The following is a 17,258-nucleotide window of genomic DNA, read 5'->3' as shown; positions in this document are numbered from 1 at the left end:
CCGGCGCCGGCGCGCTGCCGTCACGACTTACATCAAATCAGATCAGTGGAAGGATCGGACGAGGCTGCCGACCAGCAGGTTCCAGCCGTCGATCAGCACGAAGAACAGGATCTTGAACGGCAACGAAATGGATGTCGGCGGCAGCATCATCATGCCCATCGCCATGACGATGGTCGAGACGATAAGATCGATCACCAGGAATGGCAGGACGACGAGGAAGCCGATTTCGAAGCCGCGGCGGATCTCGGAAATCATGAAGGCCGGGATAAGAACACGGTAGTCGATCTTGCTGTCGACGACGACCGTCTGGCCGCGCTCCTGGGCGAGATCGACGAACAGCTTGATGTCCTTCTCACGCGTATTGGCGGACATGAAGGTTCTAAACGGTTCGGCAATGCGCTGCACGGCCTCCGTCTCGTTGATCTGGTTCGCCAGAAGCGGCGCGCCGCCATCCTTCCATGCCTGGTCGAAAGTCGGTGCCATGACATAGAAAGTCATGAACAGCGCCAGGCTTAGCAGGATCATGTTGGACGGGGTGGTCGAGAGGCCCATGCCGGAGCGCAGGATCGAAAACGCGATGATGAAGCGCGGGAAGCTGGTGACCATCACCAGGATGCCCGGAGCCACCGACAGGATGGTCAGAAGGCCGAATGTCCTGATGATCCAGGCCGCCGCCGAGCCGCTGACAGGCGCGTTGAACAGGTCTGTCGGAAGCTGTTGCGCCGCCGCCAACTCGGGCACCGCCATGATGGCGATGAAAAGGCATAGAAATCGAATCATTCGATGACGAAGGTTCTGAACATCACCTTCGATACGCGCCCTTCCGAGCGCAGGTCAACACGTTCCTGAATGTCGTCCCTAAGATATTGAAAGCCGCGCGGACCCTCGATCTGCTGGAGGGAAACAGTGCGGATGTAAGCGACGATATCCTGGTGGATGTCTTCCGCCATCTTGACGTCTGTCGGGCCTTTGAACATCAGCGCGACCTCGAGCCGAACCCAGTTTTCCGACGGGTAGGCAAGGTTGGACGTGATGGGGTCGAGCTGGAGGATACCGTTGGCCTCGGGGACAACGGTTGGCAGCGCGCCGTCCTCGCCCTTCTTGCCGCCGGCCTCGGGCTTCGCCTCGGCTGCCTTGGTCTTTTCAGCGGTGAGTATCTTCGGCGCGACCATATTGCCGATGGCCCAGCCGCCGCCGGCGCCGACCAGGGTCAGCACCAGCACGCCGCCGATCAACGGGATCAGGGTGCTCTTCTTTTTCTTGCCGTCTTCGTCGTCTGCCATGACGGTCCGCCTTTCGTTGTATCTCGTCTGCAGCCGTTACAATGGCGACAGAAGGTCGACGGCCTGCTGGCCGCGCGGCGGCTGCTGGATTTCCGTCAGGCGACCGCGACCGCCGTAAGAGATGCGGGCTTCGGCGATCTTCTCGTATGAGATGGTATTCTCGGCGGTGACATCCTGCGGCCGGACGATACCGGCGACGTTGAGAATGCGGATTTCCTGGTTCATGCGGACTTCCTGCGAGCCGCTGATGACGAGGTTGCCATTCTCCAGGATGCCGGTGACGACGGCGGCCACCAGCAGTGTGACCTGCTCGGAGCGCTGCATCTTGCCCTTGGCATCGGTTGAGGTGTCAGAGCCGTACGTCCCGGTGCCCGACGTCTTCGGGTTCCAGCCCAGAATATTGGCGTTGACGTCGTAGTTCATGCCGCTCTTGTTGGTCCGGTCGCGATTGGTCTCGTTATCCCAGTTGGCCTTGTCGTTGATCGATATGTTGACCGTCATGATGTCGCCGACATTCAACGCGCGGGCGTCCTTGAATAGCGCCGCCTGGGAATCGCTCCACAGCGAGTAGCCTTGCGCCACCTGATGAGGCCGCTTCGGATAGAGGGACATCTGCGGCGTCTGGGCATATTGCAGCCCGCTGCCGATCGGGCTCATGGCCGGCGCCCGGCCGATCTCCTTGATCGCCTGCGACTGGCAACCGCCGAGGAACACCATTGCAGCCAATGTGACGGGGAGCGACTTGTTCATTGTGTGTCCTTGGCCTTCGACGTGTTCGGATCAGACGCGCTGGACATGATGTTGGTCACGGTCGCCGCCTTCTGCGGGTCCATTTCGCTGAGGATGAGGCTTGCCTGGCTTGGTTTCAGCTTCATGATGATCGCCGAAGCGATGGTGATCTTCACGTCGTTGAGGCTGGCGGCGGCGGCATCCGGCTTCATGTTCTTGTAGATCTGGACGAGGCCGTCATCAGCCTTGGCAAGGAAATCGTTGCGGCGCTTGAGCCAGTCCTCGTACTCAGCCTTGCGCTGGTCCATGATGGCAATGCGGGCGTCGACATCGGCCTGGAGTTTTTCAAGCGCTTGCTTCTGCAGCAGGTAGCGCTGGTCGCGAGCCGGCTCCGCGATATTGGTGCAGAACTGGCGGATCTCGTCCTGGCTGCTCGATGGATCGACCGCCGGCTTTGCCGTGTCCTCGGCAAACGCACCGGGGATGGTCAGCAGCGCCGCACCGACTGCCGCCAGGGCGACAGTCTTGCAGTTGGCCCGAAGATGCACGAGGACGTCTCTACCCATCATTGAAGAACGAGCTCCGCTTGCAGTGCGCCAGCCGATTTGATGCCTTGGAGAATGGCGATGATGCCATCGGGCTTGACGCCGATATTGTTGAGACCGGACACCAGGGTCTTCAGGTCGGGCCCCTGCAGGACTGCGACGCGGCCGCCGGACTTGGTCGCCGAGATATCGGTCTGGTCCTGGACCGCCGTCTCGCCGTTGCTGAATGGCTGCGGCTGGATGATCTGCGGGTTCTCGCTGACCTGAACGGTCAACGTTCCATAGCTCACGGCAACCGGCGAGACGCGGACGTCGGCGCCGATGATGATCGTTCCGGTGCGCTCGTTGATGACCACCTTGGCCGGCGTATCGGTCTGGACTTCGAGATTTTCGAGATCGGCCATCAATCGGGTAAGATCAGCCGTCTTCGGCTTAGCGATCGCCACTTCCTGCGAATCCTTGGCTTCGGCAATCGGCGCACCGAAACGGGACGAGGCGTAGGCATTGACTGTGTCGGCGATGCGGATCGAGGTCGAGAAATCGGGGTTGCGCAGTTGCAGGACAAGATTGACCGAGTCCTTGAAGCGCGACGGCAGCTCGCGCTCGACGATGGCACCGCCGGGCACGCGGCCGGCAGTCGTGACGCCTTCGGTCACCGTTGCTGCAGCGCCTTGGGCCTGAAAGCCCGAAACGATGACGGAGCCTTGCGCGACGGCATAGATCTGGCCATCGGCACCGCTGAGCGATGTCATGATCAGCGTACCACCGCGCAGCGAGCTTGCGTCGCCGAGCGAGCTGACCGTCACGTCGATGCGGCTACCGGGGCTGGCGAATGGGGGAAGGTTCGAGGTAACCATGACAGCGGCGGTGTTCTTCGCGCTGGACTGGCCGCCTTGTGTCGAGATACCGAGATTCTGGAGCATGGCGCGCATCGATTGCTCGGTGAACGGCGACGAGCGCAGGCCGTCGCCGGTGCCCTGCAGGCCGACGATCAGGCCGTAGCCGATCAGCTGGTTGTCGCGGCCGGCCTGCAGCGAGGCAATGTCCTTGATGCGCGAACTCATCGCTGCCGCCGGACCGGGTGCGGTCAGGCTCGGTAGCATCAGCAGGATGGCCAGGAAAAGACGCAGGCTTCTCATTTTGCTACCACACGGATCGTACCGTTCTCGAGGACCGTGCCGTTGACGATGATGCCGGAATCGATGTTGCGGGCGCGGACCTTGTCACCGATAGAACCGTCGTCGAGGGGCGTTCCGGCAGCCGAAATCATCATATCGCCCATGCTCATCACCAGCCGGACGTTGGAACCGCGCGTCACGGCAAAGGGCTGGCGAAGCGCAGAGATCGCGATCGTCCGGCCGGAGAGCAAAGTCCGCTTCGACACCCGACCGACGACCTCGTCGATCGAGCGGGCGAAGTCGCCGGTGAGGTTTGGATTGGTGATCTGCACCTCTTCCAGCTGACCGCTGCTGATGACGTCGCCGGGATAGATGGCTTCCGTCGGGACGACCGCCTTGCCCATTCCCAGATCTTCCGCACTGGCGCTGGGGGCCAGCACGAATCCGCAGGCCAGGCCGACGACGGCGAGCCACGCGACTGCAACGCTTTTTGCCTGGCGAACGATCATGTCCGGCTCTCTCTTTGCTACTTGAGGTTTTTGCTGACCACCGAGGCCATGTCGTCGGCCGTGGTGATAACCTTGGAATTCATTTCGTAAGCGCGCTGGGCCGTAATCAGCTCGGTGATTTCCTTCACCGGGTCGACGTTCGACGATTCCAGGTAGCCCTGCTTGATCGCGCCGAAGCCATCGAGATTGGGATTGGAAACCACGGGATCGCCCGAGGCCGGGGTCTGGGTGAACAGATTGCTGCCCATTGGCTGCAGGCCTGCCTCGTTGACGAAATTGGCGAGCTGCATTTGCCCGAGGATCGTCGGCGTGGCCGATGTGCCGATGGTGGCGGAAATTTCGCCGGAGGTGCTGATCGTGATCTTGCTGGCATTGCTCGGAACGGTGATCCCGGGCTGCAGGACATTGCCGTCGACGGTGACGATCTGGCCGGTGTCGCTCTTGTTGAAGGAGCCGGCGCGGGTGTAGGCCGTCGTACCGTCAGGCATCTGGATCTGAAACCATCCACGACCGACGACCGCGACGTCGAGATCGTTCTCGGTCTGCGACAGCTCGCCCTGGATATGAATGTTGCGGACGGCGGACGTCTGCACGCCGAGACCGATATTGGCGCCCTCGGGTACGGCTGCCTGGTTGGGGCGGTTGGAGATGCCCTTGGCCCGTTCCGTCTGGTAGAGAAGGTCCGAAAACTCGGCGCGGGAGCGCTTGTAAGCCGTCGTGTTGATGTTCGCGATATTGTTCGCGATGACCTCGAGATTGGTCTGCTGGGCATCCATGCCCGTAGCCGCAATGGCAAGCGCTCTCATGTCTTCGTCCGATCCCGTTAAATCTGCATTTTCGTGATGTCTAGGAAGGCCGAAACAAGCTTGTCACGGACTGCGACGGTCGTTTGCAGGGTCTGGTTGGCCTGCATGACGGCATCGACCACCTCGCGAGTGCCCATGGTGCCCTTGATCCCGGCGAAGGAAGCCGCTTCAGCTCCCTTCAGGGTGCTGACCGTATCCTTGGCCATGTCGCTCATGACAGAAGCAAAGCTCATGCCGGTGTCGGCGCCAGGCGTTGCACCCGGCGTCGCGAGGCCGCTTGTCAGGCCGGGCATCAAGCCTGTTGTCAGCGACGAGGACGCATCTTCCGAAACGCTGCCGAGGCCGCGCGTCATCGAAGAAAGTGAGGTGAGACTTTTGATAGCGTCAATCATGATCAGGACTTCAACAAATCGATGGTGGAATTGATTAGATCGCGCGATTGCTTGATCGTCTGGAGATTGGCCTCGTAGGAGCGATTGGCTTCGCGCATATCGGCCATTTCAACGAGAACGTTGACATTCGGCATCTTGACGTAGCCCCTCTGGTCCGCAGCTGGATTGCCGGGGTCGTATTCCTCGACGAACTTGCCCTGGTCCTGACCGACTTTCTTGACGCCGACCGTGGTCAGGTTGTTGGTATGGTCGAGTTCGGCGCCAAAGGTTACCGTCTTGCGGCGGTAGGGGTTGGCGCCCGGCGTGTCGCCCGTCGAACGGGCGTTTGCGATATTTTCCGAAACGATGCGCAGGCGGGTCGATTGAGCTTCGAGACCTGAGCCTGCCACCTTCATGGCAGCAGTTAATGGATCCATTTTTTATTTCCCCACGACCATCATCATCATGCGATTGAAGGAACTGACGAGGGCGGTGTTCAAACCGTACTGCCGCTGAATTTCACCGGTCTTGGTCAGTTCGGATTCCAGGCCAACGGTGTTGCCCGATTCCTGGACACCGATTTCCTGGTTTAGAGAGGCTTCCTCGACACCGATTTTGTCGGTGCTGCCCATTTCGGTGCCTGAAAGATGCGCCGGGTTCGTGCGCGCCATGCCAACCGTCTGGTTGTTGAGCACGGCTTCGAACGGCGTGACGTCCTTGGCATGGAATTTGGGGGTGTTGGCGTTGGCGATGTTGCCTGCAACCACCTGCTGACGCACCGACAACCATTCTGCTTGGCGCGATGCTAGGTCAAAAAGCTGGATCGGTTGCATGGGGATCATCTCCATTCGTATGCCTAGACACTAGGCCGGTAATCTTGCGTGGGACTTGCGGCAAACGCGTTTGATTGCGTAACTTCGAATATGCGCGGCCGTCGCCGATATGCCTCTCCGCCCAGCACCGCGCGGGCGATGCTGCCGTCCTTCCGTCGGGAGGTTTTTCCATGAAACGAAGCGCCCAAAGGCGCGCCGTCAGTTGGCGTCGTAGACAGCGCCGGTCGAGGTGATCATCACCCACTTGCCCTTGCGCTGCTCGAGGCGCGAAAGGCGGCTGTTGTCGGGAAGGACAGACCCGATCCTCACGACATACATGCCGGCTGCATCCTGGATGAGCGCACGCCCGTTGGAAACGTGCAGCAGGCGAAAATCGGACAAGCCCGGAAACGGCTGGTTTTCGGCATCGGCGCCTTTGACGTCGGCGGGAGCGGCGGTGCCGGTCGTCGCCGTGGTCAATCGATCGGTATCGACCAGGGGCTTGCTGTCCGTCTCGTTGCTGTTGGCCAATCCCATCGGAGAGACGCTGAAGACGTTGCGCTGCTCCCAGCTGCTCGGCAAAGCACGGGTGCGTTCGCCCTCGGCCACCTGCATGCCGAACTTGTCGGGGTTCAGGAATACATACCAGGGGAAGAAAGCCGACAGTGCGGCCAGCGCCAGACCGGCACCCTTCAGCGCCGTATCGCCACGCAAGACACGCTTGCGCTTCTGCTCCGTCAACGGCTTTGCGCCGGCGTCTGTATCGATTGCTTTCACGTCAGCCTCTGGGTCTTGCGTTGGCCGGGGCGGCAGCACCATTCTTCAACGCCGTTGCAAGGTCGGTGAAGGCATCGATCGAGGGGCGATCGTTCGGCAACTGCTTCAGAACGTCGTAGATGAGCGGGACCTGCTTGATCGCCATGTCGACGTCCGCGTCGCTGCCGGCCCGGTAACCTCCGATGAGACGGAGATCCCGGGTTTCCTCGAAGCGGTGGACGAGCGACTTCAGCCGCGACACCAGCTTCTCCTGGTCCGGCGTCCATGCCTTGCGGGCAAGACGCGAGACAGACGACAGCGGATCGATCGGCGGATAGCGTCCCTCTTCGGCTAGGCTGCGCTGCAGGACGATATGGCCATCGAGAATGCCGCGGGTGGAATCGGCGATCGGGTCGTTATGATTGTCGCCGTCGACCAGGATCGAGATGATCGCGGTGATCGTCCCGGTACCTTCCGGGCCGGGACCGGCACGCTCGAGCAGGCGCGGCAGTTCGGTGAACACAGAGGCCGGATAGCCACGGGCAATCGGCGGCTCGCCGGACGCCGTCGCGACTTCGCGGATGGCGTGGGCAAAGCGCGTGACGCTGTCGACGATCAGAAGCACATTGTCGCCGGCATCGCGAAAATGCTCGGCGATGGTGATGGCTGCGAGCGGCGCCATCTTGCGCAGCATAGGGCTTTCATCGCTGGTGGCGACGACTGCGACCGACTTGCTCATATGCGGACCGAGCGTGTCTTCGATGAACTCGCGGACTTCGCGGCCACGCTCGCCGACCAGCGCGATGACGACCTTGTCGAAAGCCTCGGCGCGCGCCAGCATCGACAGCAGCGTCGACTTGCCGACGCCGGAGCCGGCAAAAATGCCGAGGCGCTGGCCGAGGCACAGCGGCGTGAAGATATCGATGGCGCGGACGCCGGTCTTGAACCCGGTCTCGACGCGCTGACGGGTCATCGACGGCGGGGCGAGGTTCGAGATCGAGCGGGGCGTCGAGCCTTGCGTCAAGGGACCCAGCCCATCGATAGGCTCGCCCAGCGAATTGATCGTGCGCCCACACCAGTCGCTGGATGGGCTGATGCGGAAGGCACCCTTCTGGATGACCTTGTCGTGAATGCCGATCGGCTCGCCCGGTTCGATCGGGCAGACGAAGATCAGGTCCTGCTCGACCCGCACGACTTCGCCGAGGTGGACGCCCGTCGGAGACAGATGGCCGACGAATTCGCCAAGCCGGACGTGCCGCGAGAGGCCGGAGACCGTATAGTGGCCGGCGGCAATGGTCCTGACATGACCGCCATGGGCAACGGCGTTCTCCGGGGTGCCGTAGTAGCGGGCAAGCTCGGCGAGTTGCCCGAGCTTCTGCGAAATCGGTATCTCAGGCAGCACGGGGGCAGCTGGTGTCTCCTCGGGATCTTCGAGGTCCAGCGGATCCAAGATCGTGTCTTCGAGTTGATCCATTTACCGACCCCTTACGATGACTTGCTGCCGAGGGTCTTGATTGCCTCGTCGAGCGAGCTTTCGCTCGAGCCCGTCAGCGTCGATATGTTGTCGAAGGCGCGGCTGACTTCGATCAGCTGCGTCATCTCGCGCATGCCGTTGACGTTTGAATTTTCGAGATATCCTTGAGCAACGCCCACCTTGGAGCTGTCGACGACCGCCTGCGGTGTCTGCGAGGCAATGATGCCGCTGTTGGAATAGCGCACGAAGCCCTTGCTGAGGTCGGCAGTGTAGAGACCGATCGTGCCCATCTGCTTGTTGTTCTGGAAGATCTCGCCGTTGGCCGTGACATTAGGCTCTCCGCCCTGCGGATTGAGCTGGATCTGGCCGCCATTGGGATCGAGCACGGGGAAACCCCGCTCCGATACCAGCGCGCCAGTCGATGTCATCGAAAACCGTCCGTCGCGTGTAAGAACTGTGCCGGCGGGGGTATTTATGCCGAACCAGGCATCGCCCTTGACCGCGAAGTCGAAGAGGCTTCCCGTGTTCTGCAGTTCGCCGGACTCGGTTGAGAGATAATCGTTGCCTTGCGTCACGAAGGCGACCTTGGAGCCGAGCTTGTTGTCGGTGTTGCTCAGCACCTGGTTGAACTTGACCTCCGTGCCGCGAAAGCCGGTGGTGTTCACATTGGCCATGTTATCGGCGATCGTCGTCAGCCGCCGCTCGAGGGCCATCTGCGAGGATAGAGACACATAGATACCAGACTGCATGGCAACGCCCTCCGGACATTGGAGAATAACGGAAATGGAAGCCGCCGGTGACGTGCATGTCCATTCGTTAGATGGGCATGGATGCCCTTGCCCTGCCTTATCTCAGCACTTCCTTGTGCGAAGCTGACACTATGGAAGACTTGGCAAAAACGGCGTGGGAAACAGCCTCACGCAAGATAGGCAACCTACTCCAGACATCAGAAACAACGTCAGGTATGGACCGTCGATGAACATCATAATCGGATTCGTTGTGACCTTTGGTTGCATCATCGGTGGCTTTATGGCCATGGGTGGCCATCTCGGTGCGCTTATGCAGCCATTCGAGTTCCTGGTGATCGGGGGTGCCGGCTTCGGCGGCTTCATCATGGCCAACACCATGAAAGTCATCAAGGATTCCGGGAAGGCACTGGGCGAGGCGTTCAAGCATTCGGTGCCGAAGGAACGCAACTACCTCGACGTGCTCGGCGTCCTCTATGCCCTGATGCGCGACCTGCGCACCAAGTCGCGCAACGAGATCGAAGCACACATCGACAATCCGGACGAATCCTCGATCTTCCAGACGGCTCCGACGATCCTGAAGAACAAGGAACTGACGGCCTTCATCTGCGACTATGTCCGCCTGATCATCATCGGCAATGCCCGCTCACACGAGATCGAGGCGCTGATGGACGAGGAAATCAACACCATCCTGCATGACAAGATGAAGCCATTCTACGCGATCACGACGATGGGCGACGCCTTCCCGGCTATCGGTATCGTCGCGGCCGTTCTCGGCGTCATCAAGGCCATGAGCCATATCAACGATCCGCCGGAAGTGCTGGGCGAGTTGATCGGCTCGGCACTGGTCGGCACCTTCCTCGGCATCCTGCTGTCCTATTCGGTGTGCGCGCCGCTGGTTTCGCAGATCAAGATCGTCCGCAGCAAGCAGCATCGCCTCTATGTCATCGTCAAGCAAACGCTGCTCGCCTACATGAACGGCTCCGTACCGCAGGTTGCCTTGGAATACGGCCGCAAGACAATTTCGGCTTATGAGCGTCCCTCGATCGATGCCGTCGAGCAGGAAATGATGAATCCGGGCGGCGAGAACAAGGCAGCTTGATGATGGATGATACACCGCGTACGCCGATGAGTCCGACCCTTCTCGCCAAGCTGACCGGCGGCCTGGGCGATCACCAACGGGTCGAGAAACTTTGTGCCTCGATCGGTCAGGTCTACAGCGAATTCCTGCCTGACCTTATCAAGAGCGAGATCGGCATCGACGTCGTCGTCTCCTATGCCGGCAGCAAGACCGGCGCCATGGACGAGCTGATCGAAGGGCTCGGCGCGAACGTCGCCGTCGTCCACGGCTCGTTGCGCAACTGGTCGCCGAACTTCGTGCTCGGCTGCGGCGCCGGATTTATCCTGACGCTGATGGAGCGGATGCTGGGCGCGATGCCCGAGACCATCACAACGCCGAAGCTGCGGCCGCTCTCGCTAATGGAGCTCGACCTTGCCGTCATGGTGTTCGACAAGATCGCCAGCGTGCTGCGCTCCGCCGTCAACGCACCGGGCGGTTTCGAGCCCTACCTCGAGCCAGCGCAGAATATCGAAGACCGCAAGCCGCCGGCGGAAGGCCAGCCGGACGAGTATGCGGCAGCCATCAAGATGTCGATCAAGCTGGGCGCCGCCACATCGCATTTCATGCTGGTGGTGCCGCAGAAGGTCCTCTTGAAAACCGTCGTCACGCCACCGAAGGCGAAGAACCAGACGGTGAAGTCGGAAGCTTGGACCCAACAGATCACGGAGCAGGTTCACCGTTCCCATGTGACGATCGACGCCCGCATCCGGCTGCAATCGCTGACGCTGGAGACAATCTCCAAGCTTGCCGTCGGCGACGTCATTCCGTTCATGGACAGCAGCGATGTGAACGTCGAGGTCAGCGCCAACGGCAAGGACATCTACATCTGCGAATTCGGCAAGTCCGGCGAAAACTACACGGTGCGTGTCAAGGACACCGTCAACTCCGATAGCGAATTGCTCAAGCACCTCATGAATTGATCGGTTTCCAAAGCCCGGGGCTGCCAACGGCAGCTTGAGGCAAGTTTCAAATGGAATAGTAAAGTTATGGCACCCAGGAAAACAAAAACTGTTGGCGAAGACGCTCTCGACCTGCCCGGCAACGAGGACGAGTTGAACGATGCGATCGACGGTTTGCGCGGCGTCCTGAAAAAGGATGCCGGCGACCTTTCAGACTTCGGCGGCGATTTCGGCGCTGAGGACGACGACGCTGCAGCCTCGCCGATGAGCCTTTCCAGTTTTGGCGATTTCGGCGATGATAGCGCATCGACAGATTCGGATCTTAGCGACCTCGGAGATTTCGGCGGTTCGTCGTTCGAGACACAGCAGGCGCCAGGCAGCGCGCTGACCTCGAACATGGACCTGATCATGGACATCCCGATCGATGTCCAGATCGTGCTTGGCAGCAGCCGCATGCAGGTCTCCGGCCTGATGAATTTGACGGAAGGGGCGATCATCGCCCTCGACAAGAAAATCGGCGAGCCGGTCGAGATCACGGTCAACGGCCGGCGGATTGCTCGCGGCGAAATCACCGTGCTGGAAAATGACGATACGCGCTTCGGGATCAAGCTAATTGAAGTCTTGGGCACGAAGAAAGCCTAATACCCCCCAAGTCTGGGACGGAGAAGACCATGATGGACTTTGACGATTTCGGCGGCGCTGTAGCCGAGAAACCGTTATCTCAGGCTGAAAAAGCCGCGGCCGTCCTTCTTGCCATGGGCAAGGAGGTCGCGGGACGTTTGTTGAAATATTTTACCCAGCACGAATTGCAGCTGATCATTTCGTCCGCCCAGTCGCTGCGCCCCATTCCCCCGGATGAACTGGCGATCCTCGTTGCCGAATTCGAAGACCTGTTCACCGAGGGTGCCGGTCTGATGGATAACGCCAAGGCCATCGAGAGCATTCTCGAGGAGGGCCTGACGCCAGACGAAGTCGACAGCCTGCTCGGCCGTCGCACAGCCTTCCAGGCCTTCGAAACGTCGATCTGGGACCGCCTCGGCGAAGGCGAACCGGCTTTTGTCGGCAGCTTCCTCCTGAAAGAACATCCGCAGACCATCGCCTACATCCTGTCGATGATGCCATCGTCGTTCGGCGCCAAGGTGTTGATGCAGATCCCCGACGCCCAGCGCGCCGACATCATGAACCGGACTGTCAACCTCAAGGACGTCAGTCCGAAGGCGGCACAGATCATCGAAAACCGCGTCGTGGCGCTGTTGGCGGAGATCGAGATGGAACGCAACGCAGGCGGCTCGGCCAAGGTTGCGGAACTGATGAACGAAATGGAGAAGCCGCAGGTCGATACGCTACTGAGCTCGCTCGAAACGTTGAGCCAGGCTTCTGTCGACAAGGTACGCCCGAAGATCTTCCTGTTCGACGACCTGATGCTGATGCCGCAGCGCGGCCGCGTCCTGCTGCTCAACGACATCTCCGCAGACATCCTGACGATGGCCTTGCGCGGGTCTTCCAGCGAGATGCGCGAGACGGTGCTTGCCTCGATCAGCCCGCGTCAGCGCCGCATGATCGAATCGGACCTTGCTGCCGGTACGAACGGCATCAACCCGCGCGAGATCGCCATCGCCCGCCGCGCAATTGCCCAGGAAGCGATCCGGCTGGCCAATTCCGGCCAGATCCAACTCAAGGAACCCGTCGTTGCCGACACCGAGGCCGCTTAACCGCAGCTGTTGACAAGGCCGTTACGGCACATAGCCCGAGTTGAACCCGGCGACCGGGAGGTCTAGACTCCCCCAAATATCAGGCTGCGCATGATGCGCGGCCTTTCGGTTTGAAAAGGGCAGCGGATTTGGCCGACGAGGACAAAGACAGCAAGACCGAAAATCCGACCGAGAAAAAACTTCGGGAAGCGACAGACAAGGGCAATATCCCGATGTCACGGGAGGCAACGCTGTTTGCCTCCATGCTTGCCACATTCATCTACATGATCTTCTTCCTGCCGGATCGGATGGCCCGGATGGGCCAGGTGCTTCGCGACCTGTTCGAAAATCCGGACCAATGGAGCCTGGAAACCGGCTCGGACGTGATGTCGCTGTTCGTCAAGATCGGCTGGGAAGTTGGCAACCTGCTGCTGCCGGCGGTCGTGCTGTTCTTCCTGTTCGGCATCAGTTCCTCGGTCGCCCAGCACCTGCCCTCACCCGTGCTCGATCGCATCCGGCCGCAGATATCGCGCATTTCGCCCGTTGCCGGCTGGAAGCGCATCTTCAGCGTCCCCGGACTTGTGGAATTCGGCAAATCGATGATGAAGATCGTCGTTGTCGGGATCATCATGTTTTTCGTGCTGCGCAGCGAGTTCTTCAGCTCGATCGATTCGATGTTTTCCGATCCACAGACGATTTTCGTCCGGCTTGCGAGCATCATCAAGAAGATCCTCGTGGTCGTGCTGCTGGCGACCGCGATCGTCGGTATCATCGACTTGTTCTGGACGCGCTACCATTGGTACGACCAGCTGCGCATGACGAAGCAGGACGTCAAGGACGAATTCAAGCAGTCGCAGGGCGACCCTATCGTCAAGGCCCGCCAGAGATCGATCGCCCGCGACAGGGCTCGCCGGCGCATGATGAAGAACGTTTCGCGCGCAACACTTGTCATCGCCAACCCGACCCACTTTGCCGTGGCGCTGCGCTACGTCAGGTCGGAAAACGATGCGCCGGTGGTCGTTGCCAAAGGCCAGGACCTGATTGCACTCAGAATCAGGGAAATTGCCGAGGAAAACAACATCCCCGTGTTCGAGGATCCGCCGCTGGCGCGCTCCATGTTTGCGCAAGTCTCGGTCGATAGTGTCATCCCGTCAGTATTTTTTAAGGCCGTCGCAGAACTGATTCATCGTATCTATGCGGCGAAATCAAATAATAAGCGGGTACCATAACGAATGAAAAGATGCCCCTACTCCGAAAAACGCGAACAGATCCTTGCCGAGGCCATTAGCCCTGTGGCAAGCGAACTGAGACTGCTTGACGCAGCGGACCTGATTTCCCTGCTGCGTTTTGAATCCTATGGCAACCTTGCCGACCTGGTTGCCTCTGCCGCAGAACTCTACTTCCTTCCGGGCACGGTCAATTTTGGCCTAGGGGGCGACTATGCCCTCGAATGGGGCGGCCCGGCGGAAGTCAGCATCGACCTCGAGATCAAACCGGTCGGCATAACCGTCTACGCCAAGCTGGCGTTGACCGAACACCATGCCGGCGTGGAGATCAACCACATCGCCTTCGACAATCCGTCGAGCGATCCGGACGAAAATACGGCTATGCTCGCCCAGAGCCTCAGCCAGGCACGTTACACCATACCGACATCCCCGGCGATGAACGCCTGAAGCGTCTGAACTGCCGACATCCAAATCCGAAACCAAGGCGACGCATGACCGTCGCCTTGGTTTTTTTTCAAGCGTGTTCAGCCCCACATCCCTGAAGCATTACACGGCATGGCGGCCAACATTGCCGTCAAGTAATGCTGGCTGCGATTTGAATTACTTTTCTGTAACTCCGGCCTCTAATCCCGCTTTATAGGCAAAAATGTGGTCATATCCGCCATATTCTGATTATTTATGTTTAACATGACACCTGTTTCGAGCGGGCTATTACTTGGCGTCGAAGTTCAGGCGAACCCATCTGCTGCATGGCAGACCTGCCCGAACCTTTGATGCAATCGACCGCTAACGCGAGACAGGCGGCCCGGCATCGTGTTCACACGCTCGCAAGGGACCAATATCATGTCGTCAATTCTTCAGAGACACCGTACTGCAGCCCTCGTTGGCGCTGCTTTCATCCTTGGCGCGGCCTCGCTGCCGCTGGTCTTCAATGGCACGGCCGCCAATGCTGCAGGCCAATCAGGCGCCGTCGGCGGGATCATCGCCGCCAACGGTTCGTTTGCGCCGATCGTCAGCGCCGACAAGCCTGCGGTCGTCACCATCACCACGACGATGAAAGCCGACAATGTCAGCGACGACAGCGACAGTTCGCCGATGGACCAGCAGTTCCGCCAGTTCTTCGGTGGCCAGGGCATGCCGATGCCGCAGCAGGCGCCGCAGGGCCGCCAGGGTCACAGCCAGGCACTCGGTTCCGGCTTCATCATCAGCTCGGACGGCGTGATCGTCACCAACAACCATGTGATCGACAAAGCCATCGACATCAAGGTGACACTCGATGACGGGAGGGAACTGCCGGCCAAGCTGCTCGGCGCCGATCCCAAGTCCGACCTCGCAGTCATCAAGATCCAGTCTCCCAAGCCCCTTGCCACCATCGCTTGGGGCGATTCTGACAAGCTGAAGCTCGGCGACCAGATTCTCGCCATCGGCAATCCCTTCGGCATCGGCACGACGGTCACCGCCGGCATCGTTTCCGCCCGTGGCCGCGACCTGCACAGCGGCCCCTACGACGATTTCATCCAGATCGATGCGCCGATCAACCACGGCAATTCCGGCGGTCCGCTGGTCGATAGCAACGGCCAGGTGGTCGGCATCAATACGGCCATCTACTCGCCGAACGGCGGCAGCGTCGGCGTCGGCTTCGCAATTCCGTCAGACGAGGCCAAGACCATCGTCGCCAAGCTCGAGAAGAGCGGCTCGATCGACCATGGCTATCTCGGCGTAGAAATTCAGCCGGTGACGCAGGATATCGCCGAAGCCGTCGGCCTCAACCAGCCGCAGGGCGCCCTGGTTGCGCAGGTAAGCGACGGGACACCGGCCGCAAATGCCGGCGTCAAGAGCGGCGACATCATCACCGGACTTGGCGGCAGGACCGTGAAAATGCCGAAGGACCTGTCGCGCTTCGTAGCCGACCTGTCGCCGGGCACGAAAGAGAGCCTGACCGTGTGGCGCGACGGCAAGTCCGTTGACCTGCCGGTAACGGTTGGCGGTAACGACAAGGGCGACGAGCAGGCTTCCGTCGAGAGCGGCGACATGCAGCAGAGCCACAAGCCTGCGCTGGGCATCGGCCTTGCGGAACTGACGCCGGAAGTTCGCCAGTCGCTCAATCTTCCCGATAGCGTCACAGGCGTCGTGGTGGAAAGCGTCAATCCCGACAAGGCTGCAGCGTCCGCCGGCATCCAGCCAGGCGATGTGATCGTCTCGGTCAACCAGAAGCCGGCCCGCAACGCCCATGACGTTCAGGCGGAGGTGGCGCAGGCCAGCAAGGCCGGTCGCAAGTCAGTTCTGCTGATGATCGAACGGGACGGCACAAAGACCTTCGTGGCCGTGCCTTTCGCCGCTGCCTGATACTGTCCAGAGCTCAAGCTTCACCCGGCACACGCCGGGTGAAGCGCGTTTCGGCCTGCGGGCCGAATGGATGACGGTGATGTCAGCTGATATAGCCAAGCCGGATGGACTTCGCGATTGCCTGGATGCGGTTGACACTGTCGAGCTTGATCGTTGCCGAGCCGAGATAGGCGTTGACCGTGTGCACGGAGAGGCCAAGCTTGTCCGCAATTTCTTCACTGATCCGTCCGTCTCCAGCCAGTTGCAGGCAGGCGATTTCCCGTTCGCTCAGGGATTCCACGGCCGAGTTGCGCCGTTCGTCCAGCGATAGCAGATCCATCATGATCTGGCAGCTTCGACCATGCAGGTCGACGATGACGTCGCTGCTGACGTCAATGAAATTAGCGGTGAACAGGACGATGCCATTGCCGACAGTTCCCAGCCGGACGGGGAAAGCGATGCCGGCATAGGGCAGCATCTTGGATTTCAGGCGCAATGTGAACGAGGCAAAATCGATGGCTTCCGCTGTGCTCTCGTCATCGACGCCGTTCCACATGAGCGGCAACAACGATTTTTCGAGATGCTCCAGCATGTCGTCGCCATAAGCGTCGAGAATGGCCTTCGTGACCAGCGGATTGGCCGGACCGAAGTTTTCCAGCTCACAGACAAGACGCAGCCTGTTGGGAAGGCCAGAACCGGCGACCCGGTAAATTGCGAAATTCTGGGCGTCGATGAGCTTTTGCATCGCGACCAGGCGAGGAAAGAGGTCGGAACGGCTGGAGATACGGTGAACCCGCGTCATCTTCAGTTCGCGCGATACGGTCGTTCTGTCCGGCGCGTATTTCATC

General features: G+C 60.3%; 21 protein-coding genes. 7 read left to right on the top strand and 14 right to left on the bottom strand.

The genetic code is table 11. The features are described from left to right. Positions 1–42: 42 nt before the first annotated feature. The 13 genes from fliP to flgF all read right to left on the bottom strand — a co-directional run bounded on the left by fliP (position 43) and on the right by flgF (position 9,152). Complete coding sequence (gene fliP / locus J5289_RS05270) at positions 43–780, bottom strand: flagellar type III secretion system pore protein FliP (protein ID WP_142824011.1); 738 nt, start codon at positions 778–780, stop codon at positions 43–45. Then, positions 777–1,283 carry a flagellar basal body-associated protein FliL gene (gene fliL, locus J5289_RS05265; protein WP_209182823.1) on the bottom strand — a complete coding sequence of 169 codons (507 nt, stop codon included), beginning with the start codon at positions 1,281–1,283 and terminating at the stop codon, positions 777–779. The genes fliP and fliL overlap by 4 nt, the downstream gene beginning before the upstream one ends. 36 nt (positions 1,284–1,319) lie before the next feature. Further along, positions 1,320–2,033 (bottom strand): flagellar basal body L-ring protein FlgH, encoded by a 714-nt coding sequence (gene flgH, locus J5289_RS05260; protein ID WP_209187330.1) that lies wholly within the window; start codon positions 2,031–2,033, stop codon positions 1,320–1,322. Beyond that, the gene (locus tag J5289_RS05255; protein WP_209182821.1) at positions 2,030–2,581 is read right to left on the bottom strand and encodes a MotE family protein; all 552 of its coding nucleotides are present in this window, start codon (positions 2,579–2,581) and stop codon (positions 2,030–2,032) included. The genes flgH and J5289_RS05255 overlap by 4 nt, the downstream gene beginning before the upstream one ends. Then, positions 2,578–3,696, bottom strand: a complete 1,119-nt coding sequence (locus tag J5289_RS05250) for a flagellar basal body P-ring protein FlgI (protein WP_111216822.1) — start codon at positions 3,694–3,696, stop codon at positions 2,578–2,580. Before J5289_RS05250 ends, J5289_RS05255 begins: the two co-directional genes overlap by 4 nt. Next, on the bottom strand, positions 3,693–4,184 hold the full coding sequence (gene flgA, locus J5289_RS05245; RefSeq protein ID WP_142824008.1) for a flagellar basal body P-ring formation chaperone FlgA: 492 nt from the start codon (positions 4,182–4,184) through the stop codon (positions 3,693–3,695). The genes J5289_RS05250 and flgA overlap by 4 nt, the downstream gene beginning before the upstream one ends. A 17-nt stretch (positions 4,185–4,201) precedes the next feature. Beyond that, positions 4,202–4,990 carry a flagellar basal-body rod protein FlgG gene (flgG, locus tag J5289_RS05240; protein ID WP_111216819.1) on the bottom strand — a complete coding sequence of 263 codons (789 nt, stop codon included), beginning with the start codon at positions 4,988–4,990 and terminating at the stop codon, positions 4,202–4,204. Positions 4,991–5,007: 17 nt separating this feature from the next. Further along, on the bottom strand, positions 5,008–5,283 hold the full coding sequence (locus J5289_RS05235) for a flagellar hook-basal body complex protein FliE (protein WP_374108581.1): 276 nt from the start codon (positions 5,281–5,283) through the stop codon (positions 5,008–5,010). Between the two features lie 101 nt (positions 5,284–5,384). Further along, positions 5,385–5,798, bottom strand: coding sequence for a flagellar basal body rod protein FlgC (gene flgC / locus J5289_RS05230; RefSeq protein ID WP_142824006.1), 414 nt, complete (start codon positions 5,796–5,798; stop codon positions 5,385–5,387). Between the two features lie 3 nt (positions 5,799–5,801). Further along, complete coding sequence (gene flgB / locus J5289_RS05225) at positions 5,802–6,194, bottom strand: flagellar basal body rod protein FlgB (protein ID WP_142824005.1); 393 nt, start codon at positions 6,192–6,194, stop codon at positions 5,802–5,804. 198 nt (positions 6,195–6,392) lie between these two features. After that, a complete protein-coding gene (locus tag J5289_RS05220) occupies positions 6,393–6,950 on the bottom strand; it encodes a flagellar protein (protein WP_257623376.1) in 558 nt (185 codons plus the stop codon). A 1-nt stretch (position 6,951) separates the two neighbouring features. Further along, entirely contained in the window at positions 6,952–8,403 is a 1,452-nt protein-coding gene (gene fliI / locus J5289_RS05215) for a flagellar protein export ATPase FliI (RefSeq protein WP_209182819.1), read from the bottom strand. 11 nt (positions 8,404–8,414) lie between these two features. After that, on the bottom strand, positions 8,415–9,152 hold the full coding sequence (gene flgF / locus J5289_RS05210; protein WP_142824002.1) for a flagellar basal-body rod protein FlgF: 738 nt from the start codon (positions 9,150–9,152) through the stop codon (positions 8,415–8,417). A gap of 226 nt (positions 9,153–9,378) precedes the next feature. Here flgF and motA point away from each other — a divergent pair, with 226 nt between their 5' ends. From motA to J5289_RS05175, 7 genes are all read left to right on the top strand, one after another. Then, a complete protein-coding gene (motA, locus tag J5289_RS05205) occupies positions 9,379–10,251 on the top strand; it encodes a flagellar motor stator protein MotA (protein WP_142824001.1) in 873 nt (290 codons plus the stop codon). A 2-nt stretch (positions 10,252–10,253) separates the two neighbouring features. Next, positions 10,254–11,189: a FliM/FliN family flagellar motor switch protein gene (locus J5289_RS05200; protein WP_209182851.1), complete on the top strand. Its 936-nt coding sequence runs from the start codon at positions 10,254–10,256 to the stop codon at positions 11,187–11,189. A 66-nt stretch (positions 11,190–11,255) separates the two neighbouring features. Further along, positions 11,256–11,810 carry a flagellar motor switch protein FliN gene (fliN, locus tag J5289_RS05195; RefSeq protein ID WP_142824000.1) on the top strand — a complete coding sequence of 185 codons (555 nt, stop codon included), beginning with the start codon at positions 11,256–11,258 and terminating at the stop codon, positions 11,808–11,810. Positions 11,811–11,839: 29 nt separating this feature from the next. Next, the gene (gene fliG / locus J5289_RS05190) at positions 11,840–12,880 is read left to right on the top strand and encodes a flagellar motor switch protein FliG (protein ID WP_209182817.1); all 1,041 of its coding nucleotides are present in this window, start codon (positions 11,840–11,842) and stop codon (positions 12,878–12,880) included. 128 nt (positions 12,881–13,008) lie between these two features. Then, positions 13,009–14,088 carry a flagellar biosynthesis protein FlhB gene (gene flhB / locus J5289_RS05185; protein WP_209182816.1) on the top strand — a complete coding sequence of 360 codons (1,080 nt, stop codon included), beginning with the start codon at positions 13,009–13,011 and terminating at the stop codon, positions 14,086–14,088. Positions 14,089–14,091: 3 nt separating this feature from the next. Next, positions 14,092–14,532, top strand: coding sequence for a hypothetical protein (locus tag J5289_RS05180; protein WP_111216798.1), 441 nt, complete (start codon positions 14,092–14,094; stop codon positions 14,530–14,532). Positions 14,533–14,928: 396 nt separating this feature from the next. Beyond that, positions 14,929–16,431 carry a DegQ family serine endoprotease gene (locus tag J5289_RS05175; RefSeq protein ID WP_209182815.1) on the top strand — a complete coding sequence of 501 codons (1,503 nt, stop codon included), beginning with the start codon at positions 14,929–14,931 and terminating at the stop codon, positions 16,429–16,431. 82 nt (positions 16,432–16,513) lie between these two features. Here J5289_RS05175 and visR read toward each other — a convergent pair whose 3' ends face one another. After that, on the bottom strand, positions 16,514–17,257 hold the full coding sequence (gene visR / locus J5289_RS05170; protein WP_209187329.1) for a transcriptional regulator VisR: 744 nt from the start codon (positions 17,255–17,257) through the stop codon (positions 16,514–16,516). Position 17,258 lies beyond the last annotated feature (1 nt).

Origin of the sequence: Rhizobium sp. B230/85, assembly GCF_019355735.1 — a bacterium.
Lineage (GTDB): Bacteria > Pseudomonadota > Alphaproteobacteria > Rhizobiales > Rhizobiaceae > Rhizobium > Rhizobium rhododendri.
The sequence above is the reverse complement of the archived record's forward strand: the minus strand, read 5'-3'. Positions and strand labels throughout refer to the sequence as shown.

Coding starts and splice junctions, on each gene's coding strand:
- J5289_RS05255 (WP_209182821.1), bottom strand. CDS start 2,581: ATGATGGGTAGAGACGTCCTCGTGCATCTTCGGGCCAACTGCAAGACT.
- flgC (WP_142824006.1), bottom strand. CDS start 5,798: ATGGATCCATTAACTGCTGCCATGAAGGTGGCAGGCTCAGGTCTCGAA.
- fliP (WP_142824011.1), bottom strand. CDS start 780: ATGATTCGATTTCTATGCCTTTTCATCGCCATCATGGCGGTGCCCGAG.
- fliN (WP_142824000.1), top strand. CDS start 11,256: ATGGCACCCAGGAAAACAAAAACTGTTGGCGAAGACGCTCTCGACCTG.
- flgG (WP_111216819.1), bottom strand. CDS start 4,990: ATGAGAGCGCTTGCCATTGCGGCTACGGGCATGGATGCCCAGCAGACC.
- fliG (WP_209182817.1), top strand. CDS start 11,840: ATGATGGACTTTGACGATTTCGGCGGCGCTGTAGCCGAGAAACCGTTA.
- flgF (WP_142824002.1), bottom strand. CDS start 9,152: ATGCAGTCTGGTATCTATGTGTCTCTATCCTCGCAGATGGCCCTCGAG.
- flgB (WP_142824005.1), bottom strand. CDS start 6,194: ATGCAACCGATCCAGCTTTTTGACCTAGCATCGCGCCAAGCAGAATGG.
- flgA (WP_142824008.1), bottom strand. CDS start 4,184: ATGATCGTTCGCCAGGCAAAAAGCGTTGCAGTCGCGTGGCTCGCCGTC.
- motA (WP_142824001.1), top strand. CDS start 9,379: ATGAACATCATAATCGGATTCGTTGTGACCTTTGGTTGCATCATCGGT.
- J5289_RS05180 (WP_111216798.1), top strand. CDS start 14,092: ATGAAAAGATGCCCCTACTCCGAAAAACGCGAACAGATCCTTGCCGAG.
- flgH (WP_209187330.1), bottom strand. CDS start 2,033: ATGAACAAGTCGCTCCCCGTCACATTGGCTGCAATGGTGTTCCTCGGC.
- J5289_RS05200 (WP_209182851.1), top strand. CDS start 10,254: ATGGATGATACACCGCGTACGCCGATGAGTCCGACCCTTCTCGCCAAG.
- J5289_RS05175 (WP_209182815.1), top strand. CDS start 14,929: ATGTCGTCAATTCTTCAGAGACACCGTACTGCAGCCCTCGTTGGCGCT.
- fliL (WP_209182823.1), bottom strand. CDS start 1,283: ATGGCAGACGACGAAGACGGCAAGAAAAAGAAGAGCACCCTGATCCCG.
- visR (WP_209187329.1), bottom strand. CDS start 17,257: ATGAAATACGCGCCGGACAGAACGACCGTATCGCGCGAACTGAAGATG.
- J5289_RS05235 (WP_374108581.1), bottom strand. CDS start 5,283: ATGCCCGGCCTGACAAGCGGCCTCGCGACGCCGGGTGCAACGCCTGGC.
- J5289_RS05250 (WP_111216822.1), bottom strand. CDS start 3,696: ATGAGAAGCCTGCGTCTTTTCCTGGCCATCCTGCTGATGCTACCGAGC.
- fliI (WP_209182819.1), bottom strand. CDS start 8,403: ATGGATCAACTCGAAGACACGATCTTGGATCCGCTGGACCTCGAAGAT.